Origin of the sequence: Deinococcus malanensis, assembly GCF_014647655.1 — a bacterium.
GTDB classification, from domain to species: domain Bacteria; phylum Deinococcota; class Deinococci; order Deinococcales; family Deinococcaceae; genus Deinococcus; species Deinococcus malanensis.
The window spans coordinates 232927-248787 of record NZ_BMPP01000001.1 but is presented as its reverse complement, the minus strand read 5'-3'; the positions used below and the strand labels follow the sequence as shown (position 1 = coordinate 248787).

The window sequence follows — 15861 nt, the reverse complement described above, 5'->3', positions numbered from 1 at the left end:
TGCTGCAGGGAAGCCCACATAGCCTGACCACGGCGAATCTGAGCTTCAGGCCGTGCACCGGTGCCGTGACGAGGTCTGCGTCCTCAGCCTCAGGAAGCAAATCCCGCGCGCGTGACCATCAGCTTGAGCTCATGCGGGCTGGTCGCCGCGTCGGTGGCCTCTTCGAAGGTGATCAGATTGTGCTGATACAGCTGCACCAGATGCTGATCAAAGGTATGCATGCCGCGGATGTTGTCTTCCAGGAGGGCGTCCTTGATCAGCGGGGTACGGTCCTCATCACGGATGTAGTCCTGGATGAGGGGGGTGTTCAGCAGAATCTCGTTGGCCAGGACCCGGCCCACGCCGTCTGCGCGGCGCAGCAGACGCTGGCTGACAATGCCGATCAGCGACTCTGCCAGCTGCAGCCGCACCTGCTCGCGTTCGTGTGGCGCGAAGAACTCGATGATGCGATTCACCGTCCGGACCGAATCCTGGGTGTGCAGGGTGCTGAGCACCAGATGCCCGGTCTGCGCGGCCGACAACGCGGCGTCCACTGTTTCACGGTCACGCATTTCCCCGATCATGATGACGTCCGGGTCCTGCCGCATGGCGTATTTGAGTGCAGTCCGGAAATCCCGGGTGTCGTTGCCGACCTCGCGCTGTACCACGAGGCTGCGCTTGTTGCGGTGCAGGATCTCGATGGGATCCTCGATGGTAATGATGTTGTGCGCGTAGGTGCGGTTGATGTGGTCGATCAGGCTGGCCAGGGTAGTACTTTTGCCGCTGCCGGTGGGGCCGGTCACCAGCACCAGCCCGCGAGGAGCGTCCGCGAAATGACGCATAACGTCGGCCGGCAGGCCCAGGGTCTCGAAGCCCGGCACCGCGTCGGACACCACACGCATCACCACGCCCACTGCGCCGCGCTGCCTGAAGACGTTACATCGGAAGCGGCCCAGACCCGGGGCGGTGTAGGAGGTGTCAAGTTCCTGCCGGTACTCGAAATCCTCCCACTGCTCCGGGTTCAGGATGGTCTGGGCCAGGGCCTCAGTATCAGGCGGCATCAGCGCTTCAGTGCCAAACGGAACCAGGACGCCGTCAATCCGGCCCATCGGCGGACTCCCGGCCTGCAGGTGAATGTCGGATGCGCGGTGTGAGATCAGTTCGCGCAGCAGTTCTTCCAGGGTCATGCGTTCCTCCCGGTGCCGTCCGGACCAGGGTCCAGCGGCAGGTTGTCTATCAGGCGCACACCGAACATCCGGGCAGCGACCAGGACGCGGTTGAGGGGATCGGGCGTGACAAGTTCGGTTCCCTGAAGGTGGCTGTTGACCACACTCAGATAATCGGGGGTGGCTTCACTTTCTGCAGTCAGAATGTTCATGCCCGCCTGCTGCAGTGCCTGCGTATGGCGCTCGCCGTCAGCATAGGCCGCCTGCACAGCCCTGAGCGCACGTGAAAGCACGGTCGCCCGCGTCTTCTGCTCCTCGGTAAGGTAACTGTTGCGGCTGCTCAGCGCCAGCCCGGAGGGGTCCCGGACCGTGGGCACGCCAACCACCTGCACCGGCACGTTCAGGTCCGCCACCATGCGGCGCACGACGGCCAGCTGCTGCCAGTCCTTTTCTCCGAAATACGCCCGGTCAGGACGCACCATATTCAGCAGCTTGAGGACCACGGTGGTCACCCCCGTGAAGTGTCCAGGGCGGGCGGCGCCGTCCAGCGGCTCGCTGACGCCCGCGACGCTGACGCGGGTGCTGAAGCCCTCGGGGTACATCTGAGCGGCGTCGGGGTGAAACACGATGTCTGCGCCGGCCTGTCCCGCCACCTGCAGGTCGCCGTCCAGGTTGCGGGGATAGCGACTGAGATCCTCAGCAGGACCGAACTGCATGGGGTTTACGAATACGCTGACCACCACCCGTCCATCCGGATGGTCCTGCCGGGCCCGGCGGATCAGGGTGGCGTGCCCTTCGTGCAGGTAACCCATTGTCGGCACAAAGCCAACTGCTCCCAGGCCCTTTAATGAGGCACGCAGTTCCTCGGGAGCCATGATCAGGGTCGGCGTCTTAATCGCGGCCTCCGTCCAGGCCCAGTGCGCCAACAATGGCGTCAAGCACCCACGAAATAATGGTCAGCAGCAGAGCGCCGATAAACGCGGCTCCAAAGCCAGCAACATTGAGGGCCGTCACGGCAGCCACGATCAGCAGCACGACTGCATTGACCACAAGCGTGAACAGGCCCAGCGTCAGGACATTGATAGGCAGGCTCAGCAGAAGCAGCACAGGCCGGATCAGCGCGTTGACGATGCCCATGACCAGCGCGGCAATCAGTATGCTGACCAGCCCGGCGCCCGGCGCAAAAGTGACGCCGCTGTAAACCCTGGTCAGCACGTACAGGGCCAGAGCGGTCACCAGCAACCTCAGCAGGAATCCCATAACCAGCAGCATACCTTGCCACGCACCTCTGGGCTGTGCTGGGCGGCAAGAAGCGCCAGCCGGGAAAGCGAACCACTGTCAGTCCAGAAATCAACGCTCCAGCTGCCCGGGGTCACCATTGGAAAAACTCTGTAACCCAGACAACGCAACAAAGGGCAGGACCAGATCTCCCCGCCCCTTTGTTCCTGCCGGCTTCAGCTGAACAGGGTGCTGACGCTGTCTCCGGTATGAATATTGCGGATGGCGTTGGCAAACAGCGGCGCCACGTCCAGCACGGCCAGACGCCCGTTGGCCCCCTCGATCTTGGACTCCGGGACATGAACCGTGTTACAGCTGGCCACCTGGGTTACGTCCAGTCCCGCGATGCGCTGGATGGCCGGCCCGGTGTACACGCCGTGGGTCACCGCGACGTACACATCCTTGGCCCCCATTTCGCGGGCAATGTTGACCGTCTCGACCAGCGAACCGGCGGTACTGATCTCGTCATCCACGATAAAGACTGTCTTGTCCCTGACATCGCCGATCAGGGCGCGGGGACGCACCTCGGTATCGGAGAGACGCTCCTTGTCGATCATGGCCAGTCCACTGTCCAGGCGCCTCGCGATCTGGGAAGCGCGCTTGATGCTGCCAGCGTCGGGGGCCAGCACCACGCCGTCGTGCGAGTCGGTAACGGACTTCTTGAAGTGCTCGCTGAGCACCACGTCCGCCGAAAGGTGATCCACCGGCACCTTGAAAAACCCGTGAACCTGAGGCGCATGCAGCGTCATGGTCAGGATGCGGTCCGCGCCGGCTTCCTGCAGCAGGTCCGCCACCAGTCGCCCCGCGATGGAGATACGTGGGCTGTCCTTCTTGTCGCTGCGGGCATACGAGTAATAGGGAATCACAGCTGTCACACGCCCGGCACTCGCACTTTTGGCCGCGTCGATCATCAGCATCAGTTCCATGATCGCGTCACTCACCGGCGTGGAGAACGTCTGCACGATAAAGACGTCGCCCTCGCGCAGGGACTGCTCGTAGTGCACGATCAGGTTGTCGTTGGTGAATTTCACGGTTTCGCTTCGCCCCAGCGGCACACCCAGGTTGTCGCAGATGGCCTGGGCAAGGGGGCGGTTGCTCTGACCAGCAAACACCAGCAACGGGGAGCGGCGGCTTTGAAGCAGGTTGGTCGGGGGGCGATGTGGAACGGACAAGGTAGAATCCTCCGGGTGCATAAAGAATGAAACAAGGCGACGGGCGTTGACGCCAGGGAAGCATACCGGTCCGTAAGGGCAGGTGTCATGGCCTGACAGCGTGCCCAGGCCAGGAACACCGGGTCTCCTGATCTGCCAGCCGCGGAAACGTCCTTTTCGACCGGACAGGCGCATGTGCGGCATAACGGCGTGAACCCCGCCCATACAGTGTGTGCCGTGCGACACTTCCTCCTGGTCTCCATGCTGCTCGCGGTTCCACGCTCTGTTCAGGCTGTCAGTTCGTCCAATGCATCAGGATTGAAAGGCGTGACCTGGGAACTGACCGGCATGGTCACCACAGACCGTCCAATTGTGCTGGCCCAGGTTCCCACCATGAAGTTCGAGGGGACCCGCGTGGTGGGTCAGACCGGCTGTAACACGTTTTCTGCCCGGGCCAGCGTACTGACCCAGTCCATGACCTTCGGTCCACTCTTTCAGTCACGCCGCGCCTGTACCGACGCAGAGCGCACGGCACAGGAAGAAGGATTCCTGAATCTTATGCAGCAGGTCATACGGTACGAACTGAAGGGCACCACGCTCACCCTCTTCAGTGGTAAAGCCGGCCGGCTGGTCTTCCGCGCATCGGGGAACAGCGCTGCGATTCTTCCTCCGGACCTGCAGGGTGAGTGGACCGTAGCCCGGCTCAAAACTCAGGGCGGTGCCGTCGCCCTGTCCGCTCCCGCAAGCCTGAATTTCATGATGAGTACGGACCGGAACCTGCGCCAGTTCAGTGCAGCCACCGGCTGCAACCGCGTATTCGGCTCCCTTCAGCAAAGCGGCCCGGTCGTAACCTTCACCACGTCAGGTACCACCCGTCTGACCTGTGACGTTGCCCTGACTGCACAGGAAGGGGCTCTAACCGAGGTGCTCAATTCTCCGCTGACCATCACCCGCACCGCACAGAACCTTGTTCTCAGCAGCACGGCTGGAGAGATTCACCTCCTGCGCCGTGAGGTGGCCAAGAAACCCTGACGTGTCAGAGGTGCAGCTGCCGACATAACAGAAAAATCCAATTGGGACGGTCTGCCGGCAAGCAGCGTCCGTGCAGGCCTCGCCAGGGCTTTGGGACAGGGCCCGTCCCTGAGCCTTCTGGATCGGATTCAGGGACGGGCAGCCTCCAGGCAGCTGCGGTCCTGCATTTCAGGCATGTCCAATGTTGGTCACTGCCGAAGCCGCCGGATGGCTCCTGGCAGATACTCTAGGCTGGGCGCATGACCCGGCTCGACGCGGTGGTGGTGGGCGCTGGTCCAAATGGACTTGCTGCCGCCGTTACCCTGGCGCGGGCCGGACTCAAGGTTCAGGTCCTGGAAGCCCATGCCCGGCCCGGCGGTGGGGCCAGCAGCGCACCACTGACGCTGCCCGGCTTCGTGCATGACGTGGGGTCAGCGATTCATCCGCTGACCGCCGCCAGTCCTGCCTTCCGGCAGTGGCCGCTGCACGCGTTCGGGCTGGACTGGATTCAGCCCCCGGCGCCGGTGGCCCATGCTCTTTCGGCCACGCGGACGGTCACCCTGGAGCGCAGCCTGGACGCCACCATCGACGCACTGGGCCCAGACGGCCCGGTCTACCGGCGGCTGATGGCTCCGCTGCTTTCGGACTGGGAAGGGTTGCTGCACGACATTCTGCGGCCGCTCGTCCGCGTCCCGTCTCATCCTCTGACCCTGGCACGCTTTGGACTGCGTGGTTTGCCATCTGCGCAGCGGGCTGGCCGCGCCGTGTTCAAGACGCCCGAGGCCCGCGCGCTCTGGGCCGGGCTGGCTGCGCATACCGCGCTGCCGTTATCTACCCCCGGTACGGCGGCAGCGACGGTGGTTCTGGCCCTGCTGGCTCATGCCGTGGGCTGGCCCTTTCCAAAGGGAGGTGCCCAGGCCATTCCGGATGCGCTGTGTGCCTACCTGCGTTTCCTGGGCGGGGAGGTCGTGACTGGGGTGAGTGTTCGTACCGCCGCCGACCTGCCGGATGCGCGGGCCATCCTGGTAGACAGCAGTCCTCAGGTCCTGCTGAACCTGCTCGGGCAGCGTGCCCCTTCCAACTACCGAGAGGCGCTGGGCCGGTTCCGCTACGGCGCAGGCGTGCAGAAGTTCGATTACGCGCTGGAAGGCCCCGTTCCCTGGGCCGATCCACGCATGACCCGTGCTGGCACCCTGCATCTGGGCGGCCCTGAACAGGATGTGCTGACCTCAGAAGCCGGGCTGCGCGCAGGGGTCTCAGCCCGGCCGTACGTGCTGGCCGCGCAACATACGTTGTTTGACGCCAGTCGGGCCCCGGCTGGCAATCACACCTTCTGGGCATATGTGCATGTGCCACACGGCAGCGGTACCGATGTGAGCGGCACGGCCGAGGCCCAGATCGAGCGCTTTGCTCCGGGATTCAGCAGGCGGATCCTGGCGCGGCACGTCACGACAGCCCCTGCTCTTGAGGCGTTCAGCCCGGTATTCCGTGGTGGCGACGTCAACGGTGGAGCCGGAACCCTGTGGGGGCTGCTGGCCCGGCCGTACCTGGGGCTGACCCCCTACCGCACACCGGTACGAGGCTGGTATCTGTGCAGCAGCAGCACACCTCCAGGCGGCGGTGTTCATGGTATGGCCGGGTATCACGCGGCCCTGACTGCCTTACGTGACGAGTTCGGTATTCACGAGGTGCCGTAAAAAAGAGGACCACAACTGCGGTCCTCCCTTCAAACGCTGCTGTGGCCTTACTTGCCGTGGAAAATCTTGCCGACCTTGTCAAAGAGACTCTCTTGGCGGTCGCTGACCTCGTCGCCCACGGCCCGGGCGTAGGCCAACAGGGCCTCGCGGGCCTCGGCATTCAGCTGGGAAGGTTTGGGGACGGTCAGCTCGTACTCCACGATCAGGTCACCGTTGCCACGTCCCTGAAGGCGGGGCATTCCCTGGCCACCCAGGCGGTGCAGGTCGCCGTGCTGGGTGCCCGGCTTGATCTCGACGACCTGGGGGCCGTCCAGGGTCGGGACCGTCACGTGGCCGCCCAGCGCAGCCTTGGCAAAGCCGATGCGTGCGGTGTGAATCAGGTGCTCCTGCTCCCGGCGCAACTCGGGGTGAGCTTCCATCTCAATGTGCACGTACAGGTCACCGTTGCCACCCGGACCCTCGTTGCCCATGCCAGCCACCCGGATGCGGTAGCCCTCGTCAATGCCCTTGGGCAGCTTCACCTTGACCGTGTCTGCCTTCAGCGTGCGCCCACGGCCTTTACAGACCGTGCAGGGATCCTCGATGATCTGTCCCTCTCCGCGGCAGGTCGGACAGGGCTGCTGGGTCTCCACAATGCCGAAGATCGTGCGCGCCTGGGCGCGGACCGCTCCTGCCCCGGCACAGGTCGAGCAGGTCTTGGGCGGCTTGCCACCGGGCTCGCTGCGGGTCCCGTGACAGTGCTCGCACTCGCGCAGACGGTCTACCGAGACCTCGATCTCGTCGCCAGCCCTGGCCTGCAGCAGCGAGATGTGGGCCTCGGTTTCGAGGTCGTCACCACGTGCCGGACCACGCCGGGTGCGGCCGCCCACGGCTCCCCCGAACAGCTGCTCGAAGATGTCCATGGGGTCAAAGCCCGCGCCGCCCATGCCGCCAAAGGGGTCACCGCCCGGCATACCCGCGCCCGGCGCCGTGCCGAAGCGGTCGTAGTGGGCGCGCTTCTCGGCGTCACTGAGTACCGCGTAGGCCTCGTTGATCTGAGTGAACTTCTCGGCTGCCCCGGCTTCCTTGTTGCGGTCCGGGTGGTACTTCAGGGCGAGTTTGCGGTAAGCACTTTTGATTTCATCGGCGCTCGCACTTTTAGCGACGCCCAGCAGTTCGTAGTAGTCCATGTGTCGTGTTTTCGCCGGGCGTGGCTCGGCCCGACCTCCGGCTCCCAGGTTAACATGACCACACTCAAGAAACGTGGGCGTACCCGGGGGTAACCGGGTGGGTCAGGCCCTGCATCAGGCTTGAGTGAAGTAATCCAGGGTCATGGCTTTTCTGGCCGCGCTCATGGTCTGTGCTGCGACCTCACGGCCGAGCGCGGTCCCTTCGCGCACCAGTTCCATCACCGCGCCCGGATCACGCGCGAATTCGGCCCGGCGCTGACGGATGGGTGCCAGACTCTCCTCCAGCACGTCAAGCAGATGTCGCTTGACCTTCACGTCCCCCAGTCCACCGCGCGAGTAGTGATCCTTCATGTCTTGCAATCGGGCCCTGTCCGGGTCAAAGGCATCCAGATAGGTAAAGACCGGATTGCCGTCCACACGCCCCGGGTCGTCCACCCGCAGGTGGTGGGGGTCTGTGAACATCCCCATCACCTTGCGTTTCACCTCGTCCGCCGGGTCGCTCAGGAAAATTGCGTTGCCCGAAGACTTGCCCATCTTGCTGGCACCGTCGAGCCCTGGCAGGCGCGCCGTTTCCCCGACCAGGGCCTGCGGCTCAACCAGCACCGGGGCATACAGACTGTTGAAACGCCGGACAATCTCCCGGGTCTGCTCGATCATGGGCAGCTGATCGGCCCCTACATGCACCAGGTGGGCCCCAAAGGCCGTGATGTCCGCCGCCTGCGACACCGGATAGACGAAGAAGCCGGCGGGAACGGCCTCGCCATACCCCTTCTGCGCGATTTCCGTTTTCACGGTGGGGTTCTGCCTGAGGTGCGAGACCGTCACCAGGTTCAGGTAAAACACCGTGAGCTCGGCAATTTCAGGAATCTGCGACTGAATGACAAAGGTGCATTCCCGGGGGTCCAGACCCACGGCCAGATAATCCAGGGCGACTTCCAGCACGTTGCTGCGGACCTTCTGTGGTTGCTCGAAGTTGTCGGTCATGGCCTGCACGTCCGCGATCAGAATGAAGGTCTCGTACGTGTGCTGCAGGGCCACACGGTTGTTGAGCGATCCGACGTAATGGCCGATGTGGAGGGGTCCGGTGGGACGGTCGCCCGTCAGAATGCGCTGTCTCATGGATGATCTCCTGATGTCCTGAAGCCAAAAATGGAGCCGCGCCCGGACAGATATTCCGGGCGCGGCGTGCCAGCTGAGGTTCAGACACAAGGCGGGGCTACCCGGCAGAACCGGGCCACCATGCTTGTGCCAGACGCGTCATTTCGGGAGTTTACTGCTTTTCCCAGTCCAGGATAACCTTGCCGCTCTGGCCACTGAGCATGGCGTCGAATCCCTGCTGGAAGTCGTCGATGCTGAAGTGGTGGGTGATAATCGGGGTCAGGTCGAGACCCGACTGAATCAGGGCCGCCATCTTGTACCAGGTCTCGAACATTTCACGGCCGTAGATGCCCTTGATGGTCAGCATCTTGAAGATCACGGCGTTCCAGTCGATGCTCACGTCACCGCTGGGAATTCCGAGCAGTGCGATCTTGCCGCCGTTGTTCATGACGCTCACCATCTGCGCGAAGGCCGGGCCTGAACCGCTCATCTCCAGGCCCACGTCGAAGCCCTCCGTCATCCCGAGTTCGTTCTGGGCCACGGACCACAGGTCCTCACGGGCCACATTGACGGCCCGGGTCACGCCCATCTCGCGGGCCAGGTCCAGCCGGTAATCGTTGACGTCGGTAATCACCACGTTGCGCGCACTCACGTGCCGGGCTACGGCGGCCGCCATCACCCCGATAGGGCCAGCACCGGTCACCAGCACGTCCTCACCTACCAGATCAAAACTCAGGGCGGTGTGGACCGCGTTGCCAAAGGGATCGAAGATGGCGGCAATGTCGTCGGGAATGTCATCTGGCAGTTTGAAGGCATTGAACGCCGGCAACACCAGATACTCGGCAAACGAACCGGGGCGGTTGACCCCCACACCCAGCGTGTTGCGGCACAGATGGCGCCTCCCTGCACGGCAGTTGCGGCAGTGCCCGCAGGTGACGTGTCCTTCCCCGCTGACCCGGTCGCCCAGGTTGAACCCGCGAACCTCACTGCCCATTCCCGCGACCACGCCCACGTATTCGTGTCCCACGACCATGGGCACCGGAATCGTCTTCTGCGCCCAGTCGTCCCACTTGTAGATATGGACGTCGGTGCCGCAGATGCTCCCCTTCCTGACCCGGATCAGCAGGTCGTTCGGGCCGGGGGTAGGCACCTCGGTGTCCACCATCCAGATCCCTTCTCGGGACTCCTGCTTGCTGAGCGCCTTCATGCGGGCGGGAGGATCCTGAGGCGAGGGGGGCACAGTGGAAGTGGGCTCGGAAGCAGTCACGCCTGCGGTTCTAACGCGTCAGCGGCACAGGGTGCAACGAGGTGAGGCACGCTCGGGCGTGAACTGCACACAGGGGCCTGAATGCTTTCATAAGCTCCAGCCATGTCCGGCCACACATCACGCAGGTTACGCTGCCCCCATGATCAAGTACCGCAAGCAGAACGCCCTGGAACCCGAAAAGGACGCCGAGATCAGCGTGAATCTGGTGCCGCTGCTGTCTTTCGTGGTGGGCTTTCTCATCACGCAGGTGCTTCTGAGCACGGTCCTGGAAAGCGTGGACAGAATCTAAACTTAACAGGCAATCGTCCAATATGTCTGGACATCAATGCATGAGAAGTAGTCCGTGGGGCTCAGTTCAGATGGTGCAAGAGACCAATCACACCCCTCTGGGCGGCGTCCAGTGCAGTCCCGATCTGCCATGAGGCCCGGTCCCTCGGGCCGACAAGGTTGCTGATTCCCCGGACCTCCACCACGGGTACGCCGGCCAGCATGGCAGCGTGGGCTACCCCGGCGCCTTCCATGCCCTCGGTCTGAACGCCAGGATAACGCGCTTCCAACCGGGCAGCTCCCGCGTGATCGCCGGTGACTGCCGAGAGGGTCAGGGCAGGCCCAAAGCCTGCGCGGAGTTTGCACGCCGAGTCTGCGGCCTCCGTCCAGACCTCGAACTCGGCGTGGTGCACGGCTGTGGGATGAACGGAAAGACCGAGCCCCCCCAGCGTCAGCCAGTTCTCTCCGTCCCAGGCGCCCAGGTCTGCCTGAACGATCAGGCTGGAGATGGCCAGGTCCCCCGGGCGCAGCCCGCTGGCCGGAAAAGCCCCACCGATCCCGGCACTGACCACCAGAGGAGCCGCCTGCTCGGCAAGCGCCTTTGCCGTGGCCAGTGCAGCGGCCACCGGACCCACCCCCGAGACCACCACCCGGGCAGGCAAGGAATGGAACCGTGCCGCTTCCCCAGCGGTAGCCACCACGATCAAGGGCTTCACGCGGCGCAGCGTAGCGTCTGAACAAGGTACCCTGCCGTATGACGCTGTTCCGACTGGAAGGCAGGCGCGCCCTGGTCACGGGTGCAAGCAAAGGCATTGGTCTCGCGGCTGCACAGCAACTTACCGAACTGGGCGCTGAAGTCACTGTGGCCGCGCGCCACGAGGACACGCTGCGCCCGGCAGCCGAGGCTATAGGGGCGCGCTGGATCGTGGCTGATGTCAGCACCATGGAAGGCGTACAGGCCGCGGTGGCGACTGCCGGCGACGTGGACATTCTGGTCAGCAATGCGGGCGGTCCGCCCCCGAGTCTCCCCAGCGCCGTCAGCGAAGAGGCCTGGGACCACGGCATCCAGACCACCTTCATGAGCACTGTTCGCCTGGCCAGTGCCACCCTTCCAGGAATGCGCGAGCGCGGCTGGGGCCGGATCATCGCTGTGACCAGCCTGACCGTCGGGCGCCCAGCCCTGAACCTGCCGGTCAGCAACGCCCTGCGCGCGGCAGTCACCAACCACCTGCGCACGCTGGCCCTGGAAGTGGCTGCCGACGGGGTGACCTGTAACACCGTCGCACCGGGGTATACCGCCACCGAGCGTCTCCAGAAACTCCATACGGATCCAGCTGAGGCACAGAAATTGCAGGGCCGCATTCCCGCCCGACGCTTTGGAGAACCCGGTGAGGTTGCTGCTGCCGTCGCCTTCCTGGCGACACAAGAAGCGGCTTACATCACGGGACAGGAATTGCTGGTGGACGGCGGCTGGAGTATCTGAAGCGGAGCCGTATCTAAAAAGGAGGGCCGCCCCGGGATTCAACTCCCAGGGCGGCCCTTCGGTGCTCAAGCAGATGCTTAGAGCGCGAGGATGGCGCTGAAGTTGCCGTTGAGGCCGTTGGGGAAGAATCCACCCGTGCTTGCCCTGCCAGTCGTGTCGAGGAACACGATGTTTGCGACCTGACGGGGTGTGCGGCTGAAGGCAATGCCGTTGGCGTCGGTGGGGACGATGTTGGCCATGACGTTGGCGCCGGTTCCCATGTTGCTGATGCCCTGATCGAGGTCAGTGGGGCCGTCCACGGCGTCACGCAGGTTGCTGATAGCCTGCACCACCCCTTCAACGGTCAACGAGGGGGTGACCGCTGTGTTACGGCGCTGGTAGAGCAGCGTGCGGATGGCGCCCGCGTGATATGCCTCGACGGCCAGGATGCCGGCGGCGTTTTCGAGGTTGCCGCCTGGCTTGTCGTCTACGAGCAGACGCGCAGCACCTTTGTAGGCCGTCACACCGACATCCTCAAAGACGAAGGCGCCGTGCAGGAAGAACAGTTCGTTGGCGTACGGGTCAAAGCCCGTGATGGCGCCGCCGGACGCAGCGCTGCCAGCGGCCTGGAACGCCGTGGACAGGTTGATCTGGGGCTGGGCGACGGCAGCAGCGCCAAGTACCTGGCGGATGACCTTCACATGGTTAAGCTCGTCGGTGGCGATCTCGTTGGCCATGGCGCGAATTTCGGGGCTGAGGGTAGCAATGCCGGTACCGTTCATGCCGTTGAAGCCGGCGGGGAGCGACACGCGAGCGCTGCTGCCGCCCGCAGCGTCCAGTTCGCCCAGGCGGCCCACGGCAGCCAGGTAGAAGGCTGCTTCGAGGTATTCCAGGTTCAGCGCGAAGTTGAAGATGGTAGCATCCAGGTTGGCCTTGCCCCTGTTGGGCTCATGCGTGGCCATGACGTTGGTGCAGCCGCTCAACACGGCGCCGGCGCCCATCAATCCGGCCATCCCAAGGAACTTGCGGCGGGTGCTCAGGGCTGGGGTGGTGCTGTTGTCGTTACTCATGGTGGAAACCTCCGGAGAAAGGGAATGGACCAGGACGCTGGACGTGAGGGTCAAGCGTGAGCCTGCAGATGGACCTACCCTGGAAGAGGGGCCGCACCGCGGTCGCGATTGCCTTCAAAGAGCTTGTATGCGGACCCGGTTCGGTTGGATCATTGCGACTGGATTCCATGAATGATGGATGAAGATCCAGGCCAGAAAGCCGCCGCTCCTGGAGATCCAGGGGCGGCGCGAAGAGAGAGGATGCCGGACCCGCGGTTACACGCCCTGGGCAAAAAGAGGCTCCGTGGTGGGTTGTGGACTTCCACCAGGTGGTTCCACACTGACCGCCAGCGTGGCCCCCTGCGGAAGACTCCCGGTCAGCAGGCCGTCGCCTGCGAACACGCCCAGCGACGCCGGCTGACCATCCCGGATATGCCACAGCTGATAGGTGCGGCCGTCCGCCGGCGGGCGTTTCAGGTGCACATAAACCCGGCCATCGGCCAGACGCACCAGGGTGCCCAGCTGCTCTCCAGGCGTCTCGATAGGTTTCGTGACTGCTCCAGGAAGCCTCGCATAACGGCTGACGGGGTCTTCAGCAGGACGCAGGAAGAACGCCAGGGCCAATGCAGCGGCCAGTGACAGCCCGGCTGGGACCCACCACGACTTCCTGCGGACCGGACCAGTGTGCAAAGCGGGCACAGGATCAGCGGCATGAGGGGAGATTGATGATGGTGTTACGGCCTGCAGGTGAGGCGCCGTGCCAGCCTCTTCGGCCCGGACCCGTGCCAGCAGGCGCTCCTCGGCATCGGCCGGAACCTGCACGGCTGCCAGATCCAGGTCGTCTACCAGGGTGGTCAGAGCGTCCAAGTGCTGCTGCAGTTCCGCCTGCAGGACCGGATCGGCTTGCAACTCTGCTTCCACCCGGGCGGTCTCGACCGGGTCCAGCTGGCCCAGGGCATAAGCAAGCAGGTGATCAGACTGAACGGTCAATGGATTTCACCTCCTTTGTGTAAATCTGTTTGGACTGCACTCAGCCTGGACCGCATCCGGTCAAGGGCAGTACGCATTCGCGACTTCACGGTGCCCAGGGGCAGCCCGGTCATGGCTGACAGTTCCGAGTGAGAGTAGCCGCGAAAGTACGCCAGCTCAATCAGTTCGCGCTGGCTCCCATCCAGCCCCTCCATGGCCCGCTCGGTCATCAGGCGGTCAATGGGGTCCGGGGCGCGTGTCGGCTGGTCCCAGTCTTCAAGCTCCATGGCGACATCGGGGCGGTCACGCAGCTGTTGCAGAAAACGGTTGTGAGCGATGCTCACCAACCAGGTGCGTGCCCGTGCCCGTAACGGATCGAAGCGCGCGGCATGGTTCCAGGCATTCATGAAGGCGTCCTGCACGCAGCAATCCACATCGTCGGGGTGGCGCAGCATCCGCTGGCCCAGGCCATACAGCAGCCGGGAGTGCCGGCGGTGCAGTTCTCTGAGAGCCTCTTCATCGCGGGCTGCCATGCGGGCAATCAGCACTTCGTCAGAGGGGTCGAGGTGCGGTTCGGGAGGAGTCATGGGATGAAACCCAGCGTACCAGCTGACCCTTCCCTCTAACCGCATCATCATTTACCGAGAGCTCACGATGCCTTGGCGGCGACGGGCACTGTAGCTTCAGACGGGGCCTCGGCCACGACCTGAGCTGCCGGAACGGCCTGCGGGGCCGGCGGATTCACGTCCAGGCCGGTACGCAGTTCATTGGTCACGCTGCTGGTATGGCTACGGAATTCACGCAGCGCCTGTCCGACCGTACGGCCCAGTTCCGGAAGCTTACGCGGCCCGAAAACCACCAGGGCAACCAGAACGATCATGATAATTTCAGCGGCACCGATATTGGGCATGTCACGTCTCCTTATGAACTTCCGTGCACCAGTGTGGGTGAGGCGCTTGCGGCGGGTTCATCCAGTCATATGCAAGGTGGACCCGGATGGATCAAATTAAAGACTTCATGCAGGCCCGCTGCCCTGCATGCAGTGATCCAGTCCTCCCTCTGGCGCATACCTACAGGTACAGCTGCCCTGACCGTTACAGCTGTCCTGGCTCAGGCAGAACCGTTCGTTTTACTCTCAGGCGGTACGCTGAACTCAGTTAGACCCCGGTCCGGCCTGGAAGCCGCGATCTCAGGAGGAAGGTATGTTGGGATTTGGACCATTTGAACTGATTTTAATCGTGGTAATCATCGCGCTGCTGTTCGGTGCCCGCAAACTGCCGGAGCTCGGCAAGGGCATGGGGCGCGGCATCAAGGAATTCAAGCAGGAACTGCACGAGCCCGCCGCCGCGCGGCCGCAGGTCACGGATATTCCTTCCCAGCGTCTGGACCCGGTGACGGGTGCGCCGGTCACCACTGAAAACACAGTGTCCACCAGTGACCGCCGTTCCTGAGCAGGAAGGACGACCCTCCATGAGCATGCCCGGCATCCCTCAACATGACCTCAAAAGTGCTCCACTGTTTGACCACCTCGAAGAACTGCGCAAGCGGCTGATCATCAGTGTCGCCTTTCTGATCGTCGGCATGGTGGTGGCCTTTCAGTACCGCACGCAACTGATTGACCTGATCAAGGGTCCACTGCGGTATTCCCGGCTCTACCAGCAGGACAAGGTAGAGGTTGTGACTTACAACCTCACTGACCAGTTCATGCTGAGCATCAACCTGTCGTTCTGGGCAGGGCTGGCGCTCGCGCTGCCTTTTATTCTGTGGCAGGTGTGGGCGTTTATCGCCCCCGGACTGTATTCCCATGAGCGTCGCTGGTCCTTGCCTTTTATCATCGGAGCGGGCCTGGCCTTCATGGCTGGAGCAGCGTTTGGATATACCTTTGTACTGCCCAGCATGGTCCGCTTTCTGCTCGACTTCCTGAACGGCGCGGTTACGCCGATCCTGGGACTGGCCGGGTATGTTAGTACGGTCACGACCTTCCTGGTGGGCTTCGGGCTGGCCTTCGAGATGCCCATCCTGGCCGTCATCCTGACGCGCATCGGGCTGATCAATCACCTGATGCTGCGCAAGGGCTGGCGCATCGCCCTGGTGGTGATCATGGTGTTCGCGGCTGTCATCACCCCGACCCCTGACCCTGGCAGCATGTTGCTGGTCGCCGTTCCGCTGTACGTGCTGTACGAGCTTGGCGTCATCCTCTCACGGGTGTTCCGCGTGCAGGAATCCGAGGAAGTGCCGATCCTGAGCCCCTGATTTCCGCTGCCTTTCCTGTGGCCCTCCGGCGTTGACGCTTGAGGG

The 15861-nt window shown here is 63.6% G+C and carries 18 protein-coding genes; 6 read left to right on the top strand and 12 right to left on the bottom strand.

Annotated elements, in window-relative coordinates:
- Nucleotides 1-89: 89 nt before the first annotated feature.
- The 4 genes from IEY49_RS01330 to IEY49_RS01315 all read right to left on the bottom strand — a co-directional run bounded on the left by IEY49_RS01330 (nucleotide 90) and on the right by IEY49_RS01315 (nucleotide 3616).
- On the bottom strand, nucleotides 90-1166 hold the full coding sequence (locus IEY49_RS01330; RefSeq protein WP_189003795.1) for a type IV pilus twitching motility protein PilT: 1077 nt from the start codon (nucleotides 1164-1166) through the stop codon (nucleotides 90-92).
- Nucleotides 1163-2020: a pantoate--beta-alanine ligase gene (panC, locus tag IEY49_RS01325; protein ID WP_189004202.1), complete on the bottom strand. Its 858-nt coding sequence runs from the start codon at nucleotides 2018-2020 to the stop codon at nucleotides 1163-1165. Before panC ends, IEY49_RS01330 begins: the two co-directional genes overlap by 4 nt.
- A gap of 16 nt (nucleotides 2021-2036) precedes the next feature.
- A complete protein-coding gene (locus IEY49_RS01320; protein ID WP_189003794.1) occupies nucleotides 2037-2405 on the bottom strand; it encodes a phage holin family protein in 369 nt (122 codons plus the stop codon).
- Nucleotides 2406-2599: 194 nt separating this feature from the next.
- Nucleotides 2600-3616, bottom strand: a complete 1017-nt coding sequence (locus tag IEY49_RS01315; protein ID WP_229780569.1) for a ribose-phosphate diphosphokinase — start codon at nucleotides 3614-3616, stop codon at nucleotides 2600-2602.
- 195 nt (nucleotides 3617-3811) lie between these two features.
- Here IEY49_RS01315 and IEY49_RS01310 point away from each other — a divergent pair, with 195 nt between their 5' ends.
- Together IEY49_RS01310 and IEY49_RS01305 are read left to right on the top strand one after the other, a co-directional pair.
- Nucleotides 3812-4606, top strand: coding sequence for an META domain-containing protein (locus IEY49_RS01310; protein WP_189003790.1), 795 nt, complete (start codon nucleotides 3812-3814; stop codon nucleotides 4604-4606).
- A 239-nt stretch (nucleotides 4607-4845) separates the two neighbouring features.
- A complete protein-coding gene (locus tag IEY49_RS01305) occupies nucleotides 4846-6282 on the top strand; it encodes a phytoene desaturase family protein (protein ID WP_189003788.1) in 1437 nt (478 codons plus the stop codon).
- Between the two features lie 47 nt (nucleotides 6283-6329).
- On the opposite strand, the gene dnaJ is transcribed toward IEY49_RS01305, so the two are convergent.
- The 3 genes from dnaJ to tdh all read right to left on the bottom strand — a co-directional run bounded on the left by dnaJ (nucleotide 6330) and on the right by tdh (nucleotide 9756).
- Nucleotides 6330-7451 carry a molecular chaperone DnaJ gene (gene dnaJ / locus IEY49_RS01300; RefSeq protein WP_189003786.1) on the bottom strand — a complete coding sequence of 374 codons (1122 nt, stop codon included), beginning with the start codon at nucleotides 7449-7451 and terminating at the stop codon, nucleotides 6330-6332.
- 114 nt (nucleotides 7452-7565) lie between these two features.
- Nucleotides 7566-8570, bottom strand: coding sequence for a tryptophan--tRNA ligase (gene trpS / locus IEY49_RS01295; RefSeq protein WP_189003783.1), 1005 nt, complete (start codon nucleotides 8568-8570; stop codon nucleotides 7566-7568).
- Nucleotides 8571-8721: 151 nt separating this feature from the next.
- Nucleotides 8722-9756 carry an L-threonine 3-dehydrogenase gene (gene tdh, locus IEY49_RS01290; RefSeq protein WP_189004200.1) on the bottom strand — a complete coding sequence of 345 codons (1035 nt, stop codon included), beginning with the start codon at nucleotides 9754-9756 and terminating at the stop codon, nucleotides 8722-8724.
- A gap of 199 nt (nucleotides 9757-9955) precedes the next feature.
- Here tdh and IEY49_RS01285 point away from each other — a divergent pair, with 199 nt between their 5' ends.
- Complete coding sequence (locus IEY49_RS01285; protein WP_189003782.1) at nucleotides 9956-10105, top strand: hypothetical protein; 150 nt, start codon at nucleotides 9956-9958, stop codon at nucleotides 10103-10105.
- A gap of 61 nt (nucleotides 10106-10166) precedes the next feature.
- Here the strand turns inward: IEY49_RS01285 and mqnB are convergent, their stop codons facing one another.
- Nucleotides 10167-10799: a futalosine hydrolase gene (gene mqnB / locus IEY49_RS01280; protein ID WP_189003780.1), complete on the bottom strand. Its 633-nt coding sequence runs from the start codon at nucleotides 10797-10799 to the stop codon at nucleotides 10167-10169.
- Between the two features lie 38 nt (nucleotides 10800-10837).
- Here mqnB and IEY49_RS01275 point away from each other — a divergent pair, with 38 nt between their 5' ends.
- The gene (locus IEY49_RS01275; protein WP_189003778.1) at nucleotides 10838-11566 is read left to right on the top strand and encodes an SDR family oxidoreductase; all 729 of its coding nucleotides are present in this window, start codon (nucleotides 10838-10840) and stop codon (nucleotides 11564-11566) included.
- Between the two features lie 77 nt (nucleotides 11567-11643).
- On the opposite strand, the gene IEY49_RS01270 is transcribed toward IEY49_RS01275, so the two are convergent.
- The 4 genes from IEY49_RS01270 to IEY49_RS01255 all read right to left on the bottom strand — a co-directional run bounded on the left by IEY49_RS01270 (nucleotide 11644) and on the right by IEY49_RS01255 (nucleotide 14473).
- Nucleotides 11644-12615, bottom strand: coding sequence for a ferritin-like domain-containing protein (locus tag IEY49_RS01270; RefSeq protein ID WP_189003776.1), 972 nt, complete (start codon nucleotides 12613-12615; stop codon nucleotides 11644-11646).
- A 255-nt stretch (nucleotides 12616-12870) separates the two neighbouring features.
- Nucleotides 12871-13584, bottom strand: a complete 714-nt coding sequence (locus IEY49_RS01265) for an anti-sigma factor (protein WP_189003774.1) — start codon at nucleotides 13582-13584, stop codon at nucleotides 12871-12873.
- Complete coding sequence (locus IEY49_RS01260; RefSeq protein WP_189003772.1) at nucleotides 13581-14150, bottom strand: RNA polymerase sigma factor; 570 nt, start codon at nucleotides 14148-14150, stop codon at nucleotides 13581-13583. Before IEY49_RS01260 ends, IEY49_RS01265 begins: the two co-directional genes overlap by 4 nt.
- Nucleotides 14151-14212: 62 nt before the next feature.
- Entirely contained in the window at nucleotides 14213-14473 is a 261-nt protein-coding gene (locus IEY49_RS01255) for a twin-arginine translocase TatA/TatE family subunit (RefSeq protein WP_189003770.1), read from the bottom strand.
- A 292-nt stretch (nucleotides 14474-14765) separates the two neighbouring features.
- Here IEY49_RS01255 and IEY49_RS01250 point away from each other — a divergent pair, with 292 nt between their 5' ends.
- Complete coding sequence (locus IEY49_RS01250; RefSeq protein ID WP_189003768.1) at nucleotides 14766-15014, top strand: twin-arginine translocase TatA/TatE family subunit; 249 nt, start codon at nucleotides 14766-14768, stop codon at nucleotides 15012-15014.
- A gap of 19 nt (nucleotides 15015-15033) precedes the next feature.
- Complete coding sequence (gene tatC / locus IEY49_RS01245) at nucleotides 15034-15816, top strand: twin-arginine translocase subunit TatC (RefSeq protein WP_189003766.1); 783 nt, start codon at nucleotides 15034-15036, stop codon at nucleotides 15814-15816.
- Nucleotides 15817-15861: the final 45 nt, after the last annotated feature.

What these genes read in the sequence shown, in the direction of transcription:
- IEY49_RS01330 (WP_189003795.1), bottom strand. Translation starts at nt 1,166, where the DNA reads ATGACCCTGGAAGAACTGCTGCGCGAACTGATCTCACACCGCGCATCC.
- panC (WP_189004202.1), bottom strand. Translation starts at nt 2,020, where the DNA reads ATGGCTCCCGAGGAACTGCGTGCCTCATTAAAGGGCCTGGGAGCAGTT.
- IEY49_RS01320 (WP_189003794.1), bottom strand. Translation starts at nt 2,405, where the DNA reads ATGGGATTCCTGCTGAGGTTGCTGGTGACCGCTCTGGCCCTGTACGTG.
- IEY49_RS01315 (WP_229780569.1), bottom strand. Translation starts at nt 3,616, where the DNA reads ATGCACCCGGAGGATTCTACCTTGTCCGTTCCACATCGCCCCCCGACC.
- IEY49_RS01305 (WP_189003788.1), top strand. Translation starts at nt 4,846, where the DNA reads ATGACCCGGCTCGACGCGGTGGTGGTGGGCGCTGGTCCAAATGGACTT.
- dnaJ (WP_189003786.1), bottom strand. Translation starts at nt 7,451, where the DNA reads ATGGACTACTACGAACTGCTGGGCGTCGCTAAAAGTGCGAGCGCCGAT.
- trpS (WP_189003783.1), bottom strand. Translation starts at nt 8,570, where the DNA reads ATGAGACAGCGCATTCTGACGGGCGACCGTCCCACCGGACCCCTCCAC.
- tdh (WP_189004200.1), bottom strand. Translation starts at nt 9,756, where the DNA reads ATGAAGGCGCTCAGCAAGCAGGAGTCCCGAGAAGGGATCTGGATGGTG.
- IEY49_RS01285 (WP_189003782.1), top strand. Translation starts at nt 9,956, where the DNA reads ATGATCAAGTACCGCAAGCAGAACGCCCTGGAACCCGAAAAGGACGCC.
- IEY49_RS01275 (WP_189003778.1), top strand. Translation starts at nt 10,838, where the DNA reads ATGACGCTGTTCCGACTGGAAGGCAGGCGCGCCCTGGTCACGGGTGCA.
- IEY49_RS01270 (WP_189003776.1), bottom strand. Translation starts at nt 12,615, where the DNA reads ATGAGTAACGACAACAGCACCACCCCAGCCCTGAGCACCCGCCGCAAG.
- IEY49_RS01260 (WP_189003772.1), bottom strand. Translation starts at nt 14,150, where the DNA reads ATGACTCCTCCCGAACCGCACCTCGACCCCTCTGACGAAGTGCTGATT.
- IEY49_RS01255 (WP_189003770.1), bottom strand. Translation starts at nt 14,473, where the DNA reads ATGCCCAATATCGGTGCCGCTGAAATTATCATGATCGTTCTGGTTGCC.
- IEY49_RS01250 (WP_189003768.1), top strand. Translation starts at nt 14,766, where the DNA reads ATGTTGGGATTTGGACCATTTGAACTGATTTTAATCGTGGTAATCATC.
- tatC (WP_189003766.1), top strand. Translation starts at nt 15,034, where the DNA reads ATGAGCATGCCCGGCATCCCTCAACATGACCTCAAAAGTGCTCCACTG.